This window comes from Chromobacterium sp. ATCC 53434, assembly GCF_002848345.1.
In the GTDB taxonomy this organism is placed as follows: domain Bacteria; phylum Pseudomonadota; class Gammaproteobacteria; order Burkholderiales; family Chromobacteriaceae; genus Chromobacterium.
In genome coordinates this window covers 4,067,691-4,084,189 of record NZ_CP025429.1, presented here as the reverse complement: position 1 = coordinate 4,084,189, position 16,499 = coordinate 4,067,691, and the positions used below count along the sequence as shown (strand labels likewise).

General features: G+C 62.8%; 16 protein-coding genes. 9 read left to right on the top strand and 7 right to left on the bottom strand.

Annotated elements, in window-relative coordinates:
- Positions 1 to 2 precede the first annotated feature (2 nt).
- From rfbH to rfbF, 3 genes are all read right to left on the bottom strand, one after another.
- Positions 3 to 1,322, bottom strand: a complete 1,320-nt coding sequence (gene rfbH / locus CXB49_RS18020) for a lipopolysaccharide biosynthesis protein RfbH (protein ID WP_101709661.1) — start codon at positions 1,320 to 1,322, stop codon at positions 3 to 5.
- 65 nt (positions 1,323 to 1,387) lie between these two features.
- Positions 1,388 to 2,470: a CDP-glucose 4,6-dehydratase gene (gene rfbG, locus CXB49_RS18015; RefSeq protein WP_101709660.1), complete on the bottom strand. Its 1,083-nt coding sequence runs from the start codon at positions 2,468 to 2,470 to the stop codon at positions 1,388 to 1,390.
- Positions 2,467 to 3,240 carry a glucose-1-phosphate cytidylyltransferase gene (rfbF, locus tag CXB49_RS18010; RefSeq protein WP_101709659.1) on the bottom strand — a complete coding sequence of 258 codons (774 nt, stop codon included), beginning with the start codon at positions 3,238 to 3,240 and terminating at the stop codon, positions 2,467 to 2,469. The genes rfbG and rfbF overlap by 4 nt, the downstream gene beginning before the upstream one ends.
- Positions 3,241 to 4,367: 1,127 nt before the next feature.
- On the opposite strand from rfbF, the gene CXB49_RS18005 reads away from it, so the two are divergent.
- The 3 genes from CXB49_RS18005 (at position 4,368) to groL (ending at position 7,609) form a co-directional block, all read left to right on the top strand.
- The gene (locus CXB49_RS18005; RefSeq protein WP_101709658.1) at positions 4,368 to 5,474 is read left to right on the top strand and encodes a glycosyltransferase; all 1,107 of its coding nucleotides are present in this window, start codon (positions 4,368 to 4,370) and stop codon (positions 5,472 to 5,474) included.
- Positions 5,475 to 5,631: 157 nt separating this feature from the next.
- A complete protein-coding gene (gene groES / locus CXB49_RS18000) occupies positions 5,632 to 5,919 on the top strand; it encodes a co-chaperone GroES (RefSeq protein WP_101709657.1) in 288 nt (95 codons plus the stop codon).
- Between the two features lie 49 nt (positions 5,920 to 5,968).
- Positions 5,969 to 7,609 carry a chaperonin GroEL gene (gene groL, locus CXB49_RS17995; RefSeq protein WP_101709656.1) on the top strand — a complete coding sequence of 547 codons (1,641 nt, stop codon included), beginning with the start codon at positions 5,969 to 5,971 and terminating at the stop codon, positions 7,607 to 7,609.
- A 94-nt stretch (positions 7,610 to 7,703) separates the two neighbouring features.
- Here groL and rfbC read toward each other — a convergent pair whose 3' ends face one another.
- From rfbC to rfbB, 4 genes are read right to left on the bottom strand one after another with little or no spacing between them, the layout of a single operon-like run.
- Positions 7,704 to 8,246, bottom strand: a complete 543-nt coding sequence (rfbC, locus tag CXB49_RS17990; RefSeq protein ID WP_101709655.1) for a dTDP-4-dehydrorhamnose 3,5-epimerase — start codon at positions 8,244 to 8,246, stop codon at positions 7,704 to 7,706.
- 16 nt (positions 8,247 to 8,262) lie between these two features.
- Entirely contained in the window at positions 8,263 to 9,135 is an 873-nt protein-coding gene (gene rfbA, locus CXB49_RS17985; protein WP_101709654.1) for a glucose-1-phosphate thymidylyltransferase RfbA, read from the bottom strand.
- Positions 9,136 to 9,148: 13 nt separating this feature from the next.
- Positions 9,149 to 10,069: a dTDP-4-dehydrorhamnose reductase gene (gene rfbD, locus CXB49_RS17980; protein WP_101709653.1), complete on the bottom strand. Its 921-nt coding sequence runs from the start codon at positions 10,067 to 10,069 to the stop codon at positions 9,149 to 9,151.
- Positions 10,070 to 10,074: 5 nt separating this feature from the next.
- Positions 10,075 to 11,133: a dTDP-glucose 4,6-dehydratase gene (rfbB, locus tag CXB49_RS17975; protein WP_101709652.1), complete on the bottom strand. Its 1,059-nt coding sequence runs from the start codon at positions 11,131 to 11,133 to the stop codon at positions 10,075 to 10,077.
- A 425-nt stretch (positions 11,134 to 11,558) separates the two neighbouring features.
- Here rfbB and CXB49_RS17970 point away from each other — a divergent pair, with 425 nt between their 5' ends.
- The 6 genes from CXB49_RS17970 to CXB49_RS17945 all read left to right on the top strand — a co-directional run bounded on the left by CXB49_RS17970 (position 11,559) and on the right by CXB49_RS17945 (position 16,496).
- Positions 11,559 to 12,305 (top strand): Nif3-like dinuclear metal center hexameric protein, encoded by a 747-nt coding sequence (locus CXB49_RS17970; protein ID WP_101709651.1) that lies wholly within the window; start codon positions 11,559 to 11,561, stop codon positions 12,303 to 12,305.
- A gap of 113 nt (positions 12,306 to 12,418) precedes the next feature.
- On the top strand, positions 12,419 to 13,003 hold the full coding sequence (gene petA, locus CXB49_RS17965) for a ubiquinol-cytochrome c reductase iron-sulfur subunit (protein ID WP_101709650.1): 585 nt from the start codon (positions 12,419 to 12,421) through the stop codon (positions 13,001 to 13,003).
- Positions 13,004 to 13,018: 15 nt separating this feature from the next.
- On the top strand, positions 13,019 to 14,521 hold the full coding sequence (locus tag CXB49_RS17960; RefSeq protein ID WP_101709649.1) for a cytochrome bc complex cytochrome b subunit: 1,503 nt from the start codon (positions 13,019 to 13,021) through the stop codon (positions 14,519 to 14,521).
- 17 nt (positions 14,522 to 14,538) lie between these two features.
- Positions 14,539 to 15,303, top strand: coding sequence for a cytochrome c1 (locus CXB49_RS17955; RefSeq protein WP_101709648.1), 765 nt, complete (start codon positions 14,539 to 14,541; stop codon positions 15,301 to 15,303).
- 154 nt (positions 15,304 to 15,457) lie between these two features.
- Entirely contained in the window at positions 15,458 to 16,060 is a 603-nt protein-coding gene (locus CXB49_RS17950) for a glutathione S-transferase N-terminal domain-containing protein (RefSeq protein WP_071108968.1), read from the top strand.
- A gap of 10 nt (positions 16,061 to 16,070) precedes the next feature.
- On the top strand, positions 16,071 to 16,496 hold the full coding sequence (locus tag CXB49_RS17945; protein ID WP_101709647.1) for a ClpXP protease specificity-enhancing factor: 426 nt from the start codon (positions 16,071 to 16,073) through the stop codon (positions 16,494 to 16,496).
- Positions 16,497 to 16,499 lie beyond the last annotated feature (3 nt).

Genomic DNA, 16,499 nt, shown 5'->3' with positions numbered 1-16,499 from the left:
CCTTAGAAGTTCACGCCTATGATGGTTTCGAGCTTTTCCGCCGCGTAGTCCAGCATGTCCCGGCTCAGGCCCGGATGCACGCCTATCCAGAAGGTGTGGCTCATGATCAGGTCGGTGTTGGCGAGTTCGCCGTGGACGCGGTAGTTTTGGCCCTGCATATATGGTTGACGGGTCAGGTTGCCGGCGAACAGCAACCGGGTGCCCACCTTGTGTTCGTCCAGATAGCGCAGCACTTCCACCCGCTCGATGCCGCTGTCCGGGCGGATGGTGATCGGGAAGCCGAACCACGACGGCGCCGAGCGTTCGGTGGCGCGGGGCAGGATCAGGAACTCCTCGCAGCTGGCCAGGCGCTCGCTCAGATAGGAAAAGTTGGCCCGTCGCGCGTCGATGAACCGTTCCAGCTTGCCCAGCTGCGCCAGCGCACAGGCGGCCTGCATGTCGGTGATCTTCAGGTTGTAGCCGAGGTGGCTGTAGGTGTATTTGTGGTCGTAGCCGAGCGGCAGGCTGCCCAGCTGCCAGCCGAAGCGCTTGCCGCAGGTATTGTCGCAACCGGGCGCGCAGTAGCAGTCGCGGCCCCAGTCGCGGAACGATTCGACGATTTTCCTCAGCTGCTCGCTATTGGTGAACACCGCGCCGCCTTCGCCCATGGTGATGTGGTGCGCCGGGTAGAAACTCAGCGTGCCGATATCGCCGAAGCTGCCGACCAGCCGGCCGTCGTAGGTGGAGCCGAGCGCGTCGCAGCAGTCCTCTATCAGCCACAGGCCATGGCGGTCGCAGATGTCCCGCACCGCGGCCAGGTTGTACGGATTGCCCAGCGTGTGGGCCAGCATGATGGCCTTGGTCTTCGGCGTGATCGCCGATTCGATCAACTCCGCCTTGATGTTGTAGGTGGGGATGTCGACGTCGATCAGCACCGGCACCGCGCCGAACTGGAGTATCGGATTGACGGTGGTCGGAAAACCGGCGGCGACGCCTATCACCTCGTCGCCCTTGCGGATCGCGCGCTCGCCCAGTTGCGGCGAGGTCAACGCCGAGAACGCCAGCAGGTTGGCGGACGAGCCGGAGTTGGTGGTCAGCAGGTGCTTGACGCCGAGGAATTCCGCCAACTGCTTCTCGAAGCGGGTGTTGAAGCGGCCGGTGGTGAGCCAGCCGTCCAGCGACGCCTCCACCATATGTTGCAGCTCGGCGCCGTCTATGACTTTGCCCGACGGCGGAATCACCGTCTGGCCGGGCACGAAGGGGCGGGGGGCCAGCGCGATGCCGGCGTACTCTGCCACCAGTTCGGCTATTTGTCGGCGCAGCTGTTGCGCTTTTTCTTCCATATCGCATCCAATCTGTACAAGCGGGCGCCGAAGCCGGCGCGTCTTAAAATCGTGAACGTGGTGGATCAGTCCGTGGCCGCGAGCTGGAAATCGGCGATCTGTTCGAGACAGACCGCGCGCATGTCGGCGCCGGCCCGGTGGCCGCGGTGCCAGTCGCAGATCCGTCGCAGCGCGTCCGGCAGCGCCCAGCGCGGCCGCCAACCCAGGCGCTGTCTCGCCTTGGAACAGTCCAGTTTCAGGTAATGGGCCTCGTGGACGGCGGCGTCGTCGTGTTGAACCCGGTAGCCGCTGCCTTCGCCCCAGATTCGCGTCATTTCGGCGGCGATCCATTCCACGGTGCGGGCGTCGTCTTCGCAGGGGCCGAAGTTCCAGGCCGAGGCGAATTCGGGACCGTGCCGGTACAGCTTCTCCGCCAGCAGCAGATAGCCGGCCAGCGGCTCCAGCACATGCTGCCATGGCCGGACGGCCGCCGGATTGCGGATGGACAGCGGCTGGCCGGCCGAGATGGCGCGGATGAAGTCGGGGATCAGCCTGTCCTGGGCCCAGTCGCCGCCGCCGATGACGTTGCCGGCGCGAGCGGTGGCGACGGCGACCCGGTGTTCGCCGAAGCGTTCCGGATGGAAGAAGGAGTTGCGGTAGGCCGCGGTGACCAGTTCGGCACAGCCCTTGCTGCTGCTGTACGGGTCGTAGCCACCCATGGCCTCGTTCTCGCGGTAGCCCCACGGCCACTCGCGGTTTTCATAGCATTTGTCGCTGGTGACGCATACGACGGCGCGCACCGTCGGCGTCGAGCGCACCGCCTCCAGCAGGTAGACGGTGCCCATTACGTTGGCGGCGTAGGTATCGACCGGCTTGTCGTAGGATGGCCGGACCAGCGCCTGCGCCGCCAGATGGAGCACGATGTCGGGACGAGCCCGGGCCATGGCCTCGCGCAGCCGCTCGGGATCACGGATGTCGGCGATGACGGACGCCTGCATCGCGTCGCCGACGCCGGCGGCCTCGTATAGGCTGAGACCGGGAGGGGCCTCCCGCGCGTAGCCGGTGACCTCGGCGCCGAGGGCGTGCAGCCATAGGGCCAGCCAGCCGCCCTTGAAGCCGGTGTGGCCGGTCAGGAAAACCCGCTTGCCGCGCCAGAAGTCGGGATTCATTCCCAGACCTTCCACGGGGCTCGGCCGGTTTTCCACAACTCTTCCAGATGCAGCTTGTCGCGCAGCGTGTCCATCGCGTGCCAGAAGCCGTCATGGCCGAACGCCGCCAGCTGTCCCTGTGCCGCCAGTGTTTCCAGCGGCTCTTTTTCCCAGACGCAGCTGTCGTCGGGAATCAGGTCTATCACCGACGGCGACAGCACGAAGAAGCCGCCGTTGATCATGCCGCCGTCTCCCTTGGGCTTTTCCTGGAAGGTGGAGACCATATGGCCCTGGATGTCGAGCACGCCGAAGCGGGCCGGCGGATAAACCGCCGTCAGCGTGGCGCGCGCGCCGTGGGTCTTGTGGAAGTCGATCAGCTGGCCGATGTGGATGTTGGCGACGCCGTCGCCGTAGGTGAAGCAGAAGGCGTCCTCGTCCTGCAGATATTTGCGCACCCGTTTCAGGCGGCCGCCGGTCATCGTGTGCTCGCCGGTGTCGACCAGCGTCACGTGCCAGGGCTCGGCGTAGCGCTGATGCACCTCCATCCGGTTGTTCGACATGTCGATGGTGACGTCGGACATGTGCAGGAAGTAGTTGGCGAAGTATTCCTTGATCACATAGCCCTTGTAGCCGCAGCAGATCACGAAGTCGTTGATCCCGTAATGGGAGTAGATTTTCATGATGTGCCACAGTATCGGCTTGCCGCCGATTTCCACCATCGGTTTCGGCCGGGCTATCGTTTCCTCGCTGATTCGGGTGCCGAGGCCACCGGTAAGAATGACGGCTTTCATCTCGATACTTCCTCCCTGGACGGAATTCCGGAAATGGGTGCGCCCGCCCGCTCAAGGATGCGGCGGCTGCGTATCGTTGCTATGTAAAGGCGCGTATGAATTTATGACTGGCCGCGCATGCGGTCGTTGGCGCGTGGCTGCGGACGGAATGTCTGTCGCAGGGGAAATGATTGCCGGCAGACGGCGCTCGGACGAAGAGGAGGCGGCATGGCGCAGGAAGCGCTGCCCTCGTGGAATGCGGCTGGACTGATCGACATGGCTTGCAAATCCCCCTGTGCAATTGGCAATGCAGGTTCTGGATCGTTCGGCTGTCTTCCGACGGATTGTCGGGACGAGCTTGTTTTATTTGCAGCGTAAACGTATGTCAGGCAGATGCTTTTTCAGGGATGAACGCAGCGCTTTTGTTTCCCTGCTTGATTATTGTTTTCTTCGTTTTGGAACGCGGTCGTTTTTACCGACTCTAATCGGATTTATAGCACTCTCCGCATGATTTGACCTGCCAATCGTTGGCGCCGGACATTGTCGACGCATGCGATTGCCATTTTTGCCTGCGGAGTCACGCTTCCAGCCGGAGCCGGTGATTGTCGCTTATTTTTCCTGAACCGGGTGGCATTCCCCCCCTGACCAAACGCCCAGGGCGACGGTCTTGCGTCGGCAGCGAAATATCGCGCGGTCGCGCGGCGTTTTTGCCCGACATGCGCCACCGGTGCGCGTCAGCGCCGGAGCCGTCCCGCTTGTCGCGCCGCTTTCATTCGGATAAGACGCCAGCATTCGTGAGGAGGATAGGGTAAATCGACTTCGAAATCGGATGCAAGAGGCGATTGGCGCGCGCTTGTTTTGGCTGCGCGGGTTTGCCAGCTTATAATGCGGCGGCGCATGCGGGAGATTGAGCATGCGCGGTATCGGGTTGAATGTCTGTATGCATGGGTTTGCTGCGGTAATGGGCTTGCGCGTTGGCGGCATGGCCGGCTGGGCGGGAGCTTTTTGTTTGCGACATGGTCATATCGGTTGTTTGGACGCAGGTATGGGTCCCGGTGGAGGTATTGGCGGTTCTGGTGTGGCAGGGGGGATGACCCATCGCGCCGCCGGCCCCGGACTTTCTCAATCTGAACTGTCGGCGAAAACTTATGCTACAAATTCTGATAATTTCGACTTTTCTATCGTTGTTCGTCGCGATGTTCCTGATTCACTTCAGCCATCTGCACGAGCGCTTCACCTCCGATCACGACCTGGGCGGGGTGCAGAAATTCCATGCGCTGCCGGTGCCCAGAGTGGGCGGGGTGCCGCTGGCGGTGGGCTTGCTGGGCGGTTGCTGCGTGCTGGCCTGGCTGTTGCGTGATCTGGACATCCTGTTGCTGCTGGCCGTGGCTTTGCCGGCTTTCTGCGCCGGCCTGGCCGAGGACATGACCAAGAAGATCGGTCCGCTGCCGCGGCTGTTGGCCACCTTCGTATCGGCGGCATTGGCCTATTTCGCCTTGGGCGCCGGGCTGACGCGGCTCGACATTCCGTTTCTGGACTCGCTGTTGAGCCATTTCGCCGTGCTGTCCTTTCTGCTGACGGTGGTGGCGGTCGGCGGCGTCGCGCACGCGGTCAACATCATCGACGGCTATAACGGCCTGTCCGGCGTGGTGGCCATTTTCATCTTCCTGGCGATGGCCTATGTCGCGTTCAAGGTACAGGACCCGCTGTTGCTGGGCGTCTGTTTCGCGATGATAGGCGCGATCGCCGGCTTTCTGTTCTGGAACTTCCCGCGCGGACTGATCTTCGCCGGCGACGGCGGCGCCTATCTGGTGGGCTTCATGATCGCCGAGGTGGCGGTGTTGCTGGTGGCGCGCCATCCGCAGGTATCGCCGTGGTTTCCGATGCTGTGCGTGATCTACCCGGTGTTCGAGACCTTGTATTCGATCTACCGCAAGAAATTTCTGCGCGGCATGTCGCCCGGCATGCCCGACGGCCTGCATCTGCACATGCTGGTGTACAAGCGGCTGGTGCGCTGGATGGTCGGCTCCAAGGACGCGATGCACCTGACCTTGCGCAACAGCCTGACCTCGCCGTATCTGTGGGCGCTGTCCAGCATCTCGGTGGTGCCGGCGATGTTGTTCTGGCAGAGCACCCAGGTGCTGGCCGCCTTCTGCCTGCTGTTCGTGATGGCCTATATGGCCGTCTACCGGATGATCATCCGTTTCCGCACGCCGCGCTGGCTGGTGTTGCGGCGTTCCACGACGGTCCGCTGAGGCCGTTGTTTCCGGAGGGGCGGCCGCCCCTCTTGAAAACCCCCCGCGTCGTCCCTATTATTAGCACTCGCGATGGTCGAGTGCTAATCCGCTTGACCGCTACCCAGATAGATTTTGGTTTTCAACTCTCAAACAGCCACCGCATTAGGAGAGATCAATGGCAATCCGTCCCCTGCACGACCGTGTTGTTATCAAGCGCCTCGAGGCTGAAGAAAAGACCGCTTCCGGTATCGTTCTGCCGGGCGCCGCGGCCGAGAAGCCGGACATGGGCGAGGTCCTGGCCGTTGGTAACGGCAAGATCCTGGAAAACGGCGAGCGCCGTCCGCTGGAATTGAAAACCGGCGACAAAGTGATTTTTGGCAAGTACTCCGGTCAGACCGTCAAGGTCGACGGCAATGAAGTCCTCGTGATGCGCGAGGAAGACATCATGGGCATCGTCGAGTAATCCGACCCTGATCCGATCACTTTAAAGACAGAATTCTGGAGAGTTAAGCATGGCAGCTAAAGACGTTAAGTTCGGTGAATCCGCCCGTACCAAGATGGTGGCCGGCGTCAACATCCTGGCCGACGCGGTCAAGGTGACCCTGGGCCCGAAAGGCCGCAACGTGGTGCTGGACCGCTCCTTCGGCGCGCCGACCATCACCAAGGACGGCGTGTCGGTCGCCAAGGAAATCGAACTGAAGGACAAGTTCGAGAACATGGGCGCCCAGATGGTCAAGGAAGTGGCTTCCAAGACCTCCGACGTGGCCGGCGACGGTACCACCACCGCTACCGTTCTGGCCCAGGCCATCGTGCAGGAAGGCATGAAGTTCGTCGCCGCCGGCATGAACCCGATGGACCTGAAGCGTGGCATCGACAAGGCCGTGGTGTCGCTGGTCGGCGAAATCGCCAAGATCGCCAAGCCGTGCGCGACCTCCAAGGAAATCGCCCAGGTGGGTTCCATCTCCGCGAACTCCGATTCCGACATCGGCGAAATCATCGCCAATGCGATGGAAAAAGTGGGCAAGGAAGGCGTGATCACCGTTGAAGACGGCAAGAGCCTGAACAACGAGCTGGACGTGGTGGAAGGCATGCAGTTCGACCGCGGCTACCTGTCCCCGTACTTCATCAACAATCAGGACAAGCAGATCGCCGCTCTGGACAATCCGTTCATCCTGCTGTTCGACAAGAAGATCTCCAACATCCGCGACCTGCTGCCGGTGCTGGAGCAGGTGGCCAAGTCCGGCCGTCCGCTGCTGATCATCGCCGAAGACGTCGAAGGCGAGGCGCTGGCCACGCTGGTGGTGAACACCATCCGCGGCATCCTGAAGGTCGTCGCCGTCAAGGCTCCGGGCTTCGGCGACCGCCGCAAGGCCATGCTGAACGACATCGCCGTGCTGACCGGCGGCGAAGTGATCGCCGAAGAAGTCGGCCTGACCCTGGAAAAGGCCACTCTGGACCAACTGGGCCAAGCCAAGCGCGTTGAAGTGGGCAAGGAAAACACCACCATCATCGACGGCGCCGGTCAAGCCGCCACCATCCAGGCTCGCGTCGGCGAGATCCGCAAGCAGATCGAAGAAGCCACTTCCGACTACGACCGCGAGAAGCTGCAAGAGCGCGTGGCCAAGCTGGCCGGCGGCGTTGCCGTGATCAAGGTTGGCGCCGCCACCGAAGTGGAAATGAAAGAGAAGAAGGCCCGCGTCGAAGACGCGCTGCACGCGACCCGCGCAGCCGTTGAAGAAGGCGTGGTGCCTGGCGGCGGCGTGGCCCTGCTGCGCGCCCGCGCGACGCTGGAAAGCTTGAAGACCGACAACGCCGAGCAGGAAGCCGGCGTCAAGATCGTGCTGCGCGCGATCGAGGCTCCGCTGCGCCAGATCGTCAAGAACGCCGGCGACGAGCCGTCGGTTGTCGTCAACAAGGTGCTGGAAGGCAAGGGCAACTTCGGTTACAACGCCGCCAGCGGCGAATACGGCGACATGCTGGAAATGGGCGTGCTGGACCCGGCCAAGGTGACCCGCTCCGCGCTGCAACACGCGGCTTCCGTAGCCGGTCTGATGCTGACCACCGACTGCATGATCGCCGAGCTGCCGGAAGACAAGCCGGCCGCAGGCATGCCGGACATGGGCGGCATGGGCGGCATGGGCGGCATGATGTAAATCGAGCCGTGCAGGCGGGCATGTTCGCATGCCTGCCAAAACAAACAGCCCCGCGGCGCAAGCCTGCGGGGCTGTTTGCTTATGGGGCTGCGACTCAGCCCCTCAGCGAGGCGAACGGCGCGCCGGCCTGGTCCTTGGCCGACAGCGTCGGCGCGCCGCTCAGCGGCCAGGCGATCGCCAGCTCGGGATCGTCCCAGGCGATGCTGCGCTCCAGCTCCGGATGCCAGTAGTCGGTCGTCTTGTACAGGAATTCCACGTCGTCGCTCAGCGTCAGGAAGCCGTGGGCGAAGCCGGCGGGAATCCACAACTGGCGCTTGTTGGCGGCGCTCAATTCCACGCCCGCCCACCGGCCGAAGGTCTCGGAGCCGGGACGGATGTCGACGGCGACGTCGAACACCGCGCCGGCGACGACGCGCACCAGCTTGCCCTGCGGATGCGGGTCCAGCTGGTAGTGCAGGCCGCGCAGCACGCCATTGCCCGAGCGGCTGTGGTTGTCCTGCACGAAGGTCACGGCATGGCCGATGGCCTGTTCGAAGCGCTGGTGATTGAAGCTTTCGAAGAAAAAGCCGCGCTCATCGCCGAATACCTTGGGCTCGATGATCTTGACTGCGGGAATGTCGGTATCGATTACGTTCATGTGTTCCGTCCGGGATTTAGTTCGCGAGCATCGCCTGCAGGTAGCGGCCATAACCGGTCTTCTGCAGCGGCTGGGCCAGGCGCATGACCTGCTCCGCGCCTATCCAGCCCTGGCGGAAGGCGATCTCTTCCGGGCAGGCGACCTTCTGGCCCTGGCGGTTTTCTATCGTGGCGATGAACTGGCCCGCCTCCAGCAGCGACTCGTGGGTGCCGGTGTCCAGCCAGGCGTAGCCGCGTCCCATGGTTTGCACCGTCAGCTGTTCCTGTTGCAGATAGTGGTTGTTGACGTCGGTGATCTCCAGTTCGCCCCGCGGGGACGGCTGAATGTTCTTGGCGATCTCGACGACCTGCGGATCGTAGAAGTACAGGCCGGTCACCGCGTAGTTCGACTTCGGCTGCGCCGGTTTTTCCTCGATCGACAGCGCCTTGCCCCGCTGGTCGAATTCGATCACGCCGTAGCGCTCCGGATCGCTGACGCGGTAGGCGAACACCGTCGCGCCGTCGTCCTGGGCGTTGGCGCTCTGCAGCAGCGTCGAGAATTCATGGCCGTAGAAGATATTGTCTCCCAGCACCAGCGCCGACGGGCTGCCGGCGAGGAAGGACTCGCCGATCAGGAAGGCCTGGGCCAGGCCGTCCGGGCTCGCCTGCACCGCGTATTGCAGATTGATCCCCCACTGGCTGCCGTCGCCGAGCAGCTGCTGGAAGCGGGGCGTGTCCTGCGGGGTGGAGATGATCAGGATGTCCTGCAGGCCCGCCAGCATCAGCGTGCTCAGCGGGTAGTAGATCATCGGCTTGTCGTAGATCGGCAGCAGCTGTTTGCTGACCGCGATGGTGGCCGGATACAGCCGGGTTCCGGAGCCGCCCGCCAGAATGATGCCTTTGCGTCTCATGATGGTTTTCCTTTTATCCGCGCGGAGCGTGGTTGTCTTCGGCCGGCAGCAGCTGGGCCAGGACCTGGTCTACGCCGGCCTGCCAGGCGGGCTGTTCGATGCCGAACGTCTGTTTCAGCTTGTCGCAGCACAGCCGGGAATTGGCCGGGCGTTTGGCCGGCAGCGGGTATTCGCTGCTGGGAATGCCCTCGATGCGTTCCGGGTCCAGCGCCAGCGGCAGGCCCAGGCCGGCCGCGCGCTTCAGCAGATAGGCGGCATAGCCGCGCCAGCTGGTTTCGCCTGCGGGCGCGAGATGGTAGGTGCCGCAGGCGAATCCGGCCGGCGCGGCCAGGTATTGCCGGATCAGCTCGGCGGTCACGTCGGCGATCCAGGCGGCCGAGGCCGGCGCGCCTATCTGGTCGTCTACGACTTTCAGCGCAGGCCTTTCCTGCCCCAGCTTCAGCATGGTCTTCAGAAAATTGCCGCCATGGGCGCCGAACACCCAGCTGGTGCGCAGAATCAGGTGGGACGAGGTCTCGCGGCGCACCGCCTCCTCGCCGGCCTGCTTGCTGCGGCCGTAGGCCGATTGCGGAGCCGTCGCATCGTCTTCGCGCCACGGCCGCTGGCCGCCGCCGTCGAAGACGTAATCGGTCGAGTAGTGCACCAGCAGCGCCCGATGCCTGGCGGCCCAGTGGGCCAGGACGCCGGGCGCGACGGCATTGACCGCCTGGGCGGCGGCCTCGTCGCTCTCGGCCCGGTCCACCGCGGTATAGGCGGCCGGATTGACGATGATGTCGGGCCGGAACCGTTCTAGTGCCTGCTCGATTTCGGCCGGCGAGCCGCCGAGATCGAGTTGCCGGCGGTCGGTGACGATCAGTTCGCCCAGCGGGGCCAGGCTGCGCGCCAGTTCGTGGCCGACCTGGCCGTTGCTGCCGGTGATGAGGATGCGGGGCATGGTGTTCAACCGTATTGTTTGTTCAGCCAGTCGCGGTAGCTGCCACTGCTGACATGTTCTGTCCACTCCGGATTGGCCAGATACCATTCGACGGTCTTGGCGATGCCGCTGTCGAAAGTCTCCTCCGGCCGCCAGCCCAGCTCGCGTTCCAGCTTGCCGGCGTCGATCGCGTAGCGGCGGTCGTGGCCGGGACGGTCGGAGACGAACTGAATCTGCTCCCGATAGCTGAGTCCGTCGGCGCGCGGCCGGGTCCGGTCCAGGATGGCACAGATCGCGCCGACCACTTCCAGATTGGTCTTCTCGTTCCAGCCGCCGACATTGTAGGTCTCGCCGGGCGCGCCGGCTTCCAGCACGCGGCGGATCGCGCCGCAGTGATCCTTGACGTACAGCCAGTCGCGCACCTGCTGGCCATCGCCGTAGATCGGCAGCGGCTTGCCGGCCAGCGCGTTCAGGATGACCAGCGGAATCAGTTTTTCCGGGAAATGGTAGGGGCCGTAATTATTGCTGCAATTGGTGGTCAGCACCGGCAGGCCGTAAGTGTGGTGCCAGGCCCGCACCAGATGGTCCGAAGCGGCCTTCGACGCCGAATAGGGGCTGTTCGGCTCGTAGCGGTGGGTCTCGGCGAACGGCGCGTCGCCAGCCTGCAGCGTGCCGTAGACCTCGTCGGTGGAAACGTGCAGGAAGCGGAAGGCCGCGCGCTTCTCGTCGTCCAGGCCGCTCCAGTATTCGCGCACGCACTCCAGCAGATTGAAGGTGCCGACGATATTGGTCTGGATGAAATCGGCCGGCCCGTGGATGGAGCGGTCGACGTGGCTTTCCGCCGCGAAATTGACGATGGCCCTGGGCTGGTGCTGGCGCAGCAGCGCGGCGACGCCGTCCTTGTCGCCGATATCGCCTCGGACGAAGACATGTTGCGGGTGCCGCGACACCGCTTGCAGTGTTTCCAGATTGCCCGCGTAGGTCAGCGCATCCAGGTTGACAAGCTTTTCATCGTGACGCGCCAGCCAGTCCAGAACGAAATTGCCGCCGATGAATCCGGCGCCGCCGGTGACGAGAATGGTCATTGAAGCTTCCTGTATGATTCGGGTGATGCCCGGCGGACTGGTGTTCCGACGCCGTTTCGTGCCGGTTTCGGGGCCGGGCGGATCGTGCCGCGGAGCCGGTGTCTTGATCGCAATGTGTAGACGCGCGCGCCGCCTGCGGGAAGATGCATCCGGATGCGGGACGCTCGGCGCCTGATTCCGTGTCCGGTGTGATTCAGCGTGATTGCCAAACCCCTTGATTCCGTGTCGCGTCGTCGCGTCTTGATTCAAGCGGTTTGATTCGCGGCCGGGGGCCGCGCCGATATAGGCGATGCCTATACGGACCCGCCGATTTTATCGGCTTTGAAAACATTCGGCAAAACTTGTGCGTCGGCGCCGACGGTACAGAATGCGTTCGCCATGATGACAAAGCGGTGCCGGTAATCGATATTTAGGACATGAACTCAATGCAGCTTAACGAATTGCTCAATATCCTGGACGTTTGCCTGGAGCCTTGGCGTTACAAGGACTATGCTCCGAATGGCTTGCAGATAGAAGGACGTGGCGAGGTGCGCAAGATCGTGACCGGCGTGACGGCGTCTCAGGCGTTGATCGACGCCGCCGCGGCGCGCGGCGCCGACGCCATCCTGGTCCATCACGGTTATTTCTGGAAAGGGGAGGACGCGCGGATCTGCGGCATGAAGCGGCAGCGCATCCGCAGTCTGCTGCAACACGACATCAGCCTGCTGGCCTATCACCTGCCGCTGGACGGGCATCCGGAGCTGGGCAACAACGCGCAGCTGGGCAAGGCGCTTGGTCTGGAGACCCGGGGGCAGACGGGGGAGCAGGGCTTGTTGTGGCATGGCGACTGGAGCGGAGGCGGAGATGCCGCCGCTTTGACCGGCCATGTGTCGGCGGCGCTGGGCAGGGATGCCCAATTGCTGGGACGGACAGACAAACCGGTGCGCAAGGTGGCGTGGTGCACCGGCGGGGCTCAGGGATTTTTCGCGGACGCCATCGCTCTCGGCGTCGATGCCTTCATCACCGGCGAGGCATCGGAACAGAATTACCACATGGCGATGGAAAGCGATATCGCATTCATTGCGGCCGGACATCATGCGACGGAACGCTTCGGCATCAGAGCCTTGGGACAGCATTTAACTAAATCTAACGGCATAAGTGTCGAATTTATTGACGTTTTTAATCCGGTATAAGCATCTTGCTGGCGTCCTGATCAATTTATTTGCATAGAAGCTTCAAGTCCCTACTAGTAATCGGGTAAAATCTGGCGGTTTAGGGCTCGATTTCCACGATTGAGGATGACTGTATGAGTGAGCAACAAGTCGATACGGGGCGCCGTCGTTTTTTGACGATCGCTTCCAGCGCTGTTGGGGGTGTTGCGGTGGTTGGCGCGGCCACGCCCTTTTTCATGAGCTTTTTCCCGTCAGAGCGGGCGAAAGCGGCGGGGGCGCCGGTTGAAGTCGACATCGGCAAGATTGAAGCGGGGCAGAAGATCAACGTCGAATGGCGCGGCAAGCCGGTATGGATTCTGAACCGGACGCCGGAGCAATTGAAAAACCTGCCCAAGAATGACCCCAAGCTGGTCGATCCGAGCTCGGAAGTCGAACAGCAGCCCCCGTATTGCAAAAACGAACATCGCTCGATCAAGCCCCAGTATCTGGTGGCGGTCGGCATCTGCACCCATTTGGGCTGTTCGCCGACATTCCGGCCCGATCTGGCGCCCGCCGATCTGGGGCCGGAATGGCTGGGCGGCTTCTATTGCCCCTGCCACGGTTCCAAGTTCGACCTCGCCGCCCGAGTATTCAAGGGCGTGCCGGCGCCGAAGAACCTGGAAATCCCCCCGCACAAGTATCTGTCCGATACCCGCCTGACGATTGGCGACGACAAATAAGCAGAGGGCGCAATAATGAGCAAAGCACAAAAGTTGCTGAACTGGGTGGACGAGCGCTTTCCGCTGACCGCCTTGTGGGAAAGCCAATGGGGCAAATACGTCGCCCCGAAAAATTTCAACTTCTGGTACTTCTTCGGCTCGCTGGCGATGCTGGTGCTGGTGCTGCAGATCGTCACCGGCATCTTCCTGACGATGAACTACAAGCCGGACGGCACGCTGAACGCCGCCGGCGTGCCGGTGGCCTTCGCCTCGGTCGAGTACATCATGCGGGACGTCGCCGGCGGCTGGATCATCCGCTACATGCACTCCACCGGCGCCTCGATGTTCTTCGTCGTCGTCTATCTGCACATGTTCCGCGGCCTGATCTACGGCTCCTACAAGCAGCCGCGCGAGCTGGTGTGGGTGTTCGGCACGCTGATCTTCCTGTGCCTGATGGCCGAGGCCTTCATGGGCTATCTGCTGCCCTGGGGGCAGATGTCGTTCTGGGGCGCCCAGGTGATCGTCAACCTTTTCGGCTCCATTCCGGTGATCGGCCCCGACCTGTCGGTGTGGATACGCGGCGACTACGTGGTGTCCGACGCGACGCTGAACCGCTTTTTCGCGCTGCACGTGATCGCCGTGCCGCTGGTGCTGCTGGCGTTGGTGGCGGCCCACTTGATGGCGCTGCATGAAGTCGGTTCCAACAACCCGGACGGCGTCGAGATCAAGAAGCAGCCGAAGGACCCGAATACCGGCCTGTACCTGGACGGCATTTACTCCCATCCGTACTACACGATCAAGGACATCCTGGGCGTGGTGGTGTTCATGGTGGTGTTCTCGCTGATCGTGTTCTTCCTGCCCGAAATGGGCGGCTACTTCCTCGAGCACCCCAACTTCGATCAGGCCGATCCGCTGAAGACGCCGCCGCACATCGCGCCGGTATGGTACTTCACGCCGTTCTACGCGATCCTGCGCGCGGTGCCGTCGTTCGCCGGCACCCAGGTCTGGGGCGTGCTGGCGATGGGCGCGGCGGTGGTGCTGATCGCCTTCCTGCCGTGGCTGGACCGCTCTCCGGTCAAATCCATCCGCTACCGCGGACTGAAGTTCAAGGCGGCGCTGCTGCTGTTCATCGCGTCCTTCATCGGCCTCGGCATTCTCGGCGCGATGCCGCCGACCTCGCTGCGCGGCGCGCTGTCGCAGTTCCTCACGCTGTTCTATTTCCTGTTCTTCATCGGCATGCCGGGCTTTACCGCGCCGCGCAAGCCTGGCCTGGCGATGTCGCTGGCGCTGCTGGTGGCGTTCGGCGCCGCCGGCATCTATGTCGTGATGGCGAACCTGGCGGCGGTGCCGACGGTGACCGTGGTGCTGGCCGTGGTGTATCTGGCGGCCCTGCTCGGCCTGGTGCTGGTCGAGAACACCGACGGCAGCATTCCGGTGCCGGAGCGCGTGACCGAAACCAATGCCAGCCGACAGCTCCAGTTCCTGATCATGGTGGCCGCGACCGTGTTCCTGGCCGCGCTGTTCGCCATGAACGTGTAAGCAGGGAGATAAGGAAAATGAACAACAAAATCCGCAAGCTGATCGCCGCCGTGGCGCTGCTGCTGCCGTTCGCGGCGCCGGCCTTCGCCGAAGAGGGCGGTCCCAAGCTCGACAAGGCGCCGATCGACATCCAGGACACCGAAAGCCTGCAGCGCGGCGCGCAGATCTTCGTCAACTACTGCCTGTCCTGCCACTCGGCCAGCATGCTGCGTTACAACCGGCTGGAGGATATCGGCCTGAGCGACGAGCAGATCAAGGCGAACCTGTTGCCGGAGGGCGCCAAGATCGGCGACCAGATGAATATCGCGATGGACAAGAAGGACGCCAAGGCCTGGTTCGGCGCGACGCCGCCGGACTTGTCGCTGATCGCCCGCTCGCGCGGCGCCGACTACCTGTACAGCTATCTGCGCGGCTTCTATAGCGATCCGTCGCGTCCGACCGGCTGGAACAATCTGGTGTTCGACAAGGTGGGCATGCCGCACATCTTCTGGGAGTGGCAGGGCGAACAGGCGCTGAAGACCTCGAAGGACGCCGAAGGCAACGAGGTGCACAAGCTGGAGCTGGTCAAGGCCGGCACGCTGACCAAGCTGGAGAACGGCAAGGCCAATACCGTCGAGTACGACAAGCGGATGGCCGACCTGACCAACTTCCTGGTCTTCATGGGCGAGCCGGCGGCGGTGAAGCGCCAGCAGATCGGCTATGTGGTGCTGATGTTCCTCGGCCTGCTGCTGTTCCCGCTGGTTTATCTGCTGAAGAAGGAGTACTGGCGCGACGTGCATTGAGGCCGAGCGCGCCGGCAAGGGAAGGCGGAAGGGATTCCGCCTTTTTTCTTTTTAAAATCATGATGTTGTATTGAAATGCTGGAATTCGGTGCGCCGAAGGTGCTAGAATGCGCGCTGCACTCATTTTTTAAGTTAGTCAAGGATTTACTCCGCCATGATGACCCTCTACTCCGGAATCACCTGCCCGTTCAGTCAGCGCTGCCGCATTGTGCTCTTCGAAAAGGGAATGGATTTCGAAATCATCGATGTGGATATCCATAACAAGCCGGAAGACCTGGCTGTGATGAACCCGTACAACGAAGTGCCGGTTCTGGTGGAGCGTGACCTGATTCTGCACGAATCCAACATCATCAACGAATACATCGACGAGCGTTTCCCGCATCCGCAGCTGATGCCGGCCGATCCGGTGATGCGCGCCCGCGCCCGCCTGTTCCTGCACCGCTTCGAGAACGAGCTGTTCATCCACGTCAAGACGCTGGAGGCCGGTGCCACCGGCAAGGAAGCGGCCAAGGCGCGCGAAGCGATCCGCGACGGCCTGACCACCATCGCGCCGATCTTCTCCAAGCAGAAATTCATGCTGGGCGATGATTTCTCGATGATAGACGTCGCCATCGCCCCGCTGATGTGGCGCCTGGAACACTACAACATCGACCTGGGCAAGAGCGCCGCGCCTATCCTGAAGTACGCCGAGCGCATCTTCCAGCGCCAGTCCTTCATCGATTCGCTGACGCCGTCCGAAAAGGCGATGCGCAAATAAGGGTGACGCGATGAGCTCCAGCACCAAGCCCTATATGATCCGCGCGCTGCACCAGTGGTGCAGCGACAACGGCCATACCCCGTACATCGTGGTGTGGGTCAACGATCGCGCCGACGTGCCGCTCGAGTACGTCAAGAACAACGAGATCGTGCTCAATATCGCCTACGGCGCCACCAAGAACCTGCAGATCGAAAACGACTGGATTTCGTTCTCGGCCCGTTTCGGCGGCGTTTCGCGCGATATCTGGGTGCCGGTCGGCAACGTGATGTCGATTTTCGCGCGCGAAACCGGCGAGGGCATGGGTTTCGAGGTGGAGCCGGCGGTCGAGGCCGTTCCGGAACGGCCGACGCCGGAAGGCGACGAGCAGCCGGACGGCGACGATCCGGGACCGGGCGGCCGTCCCAGCGGACGCCCCAGCCTGCGCATCGTCAAGTAGACG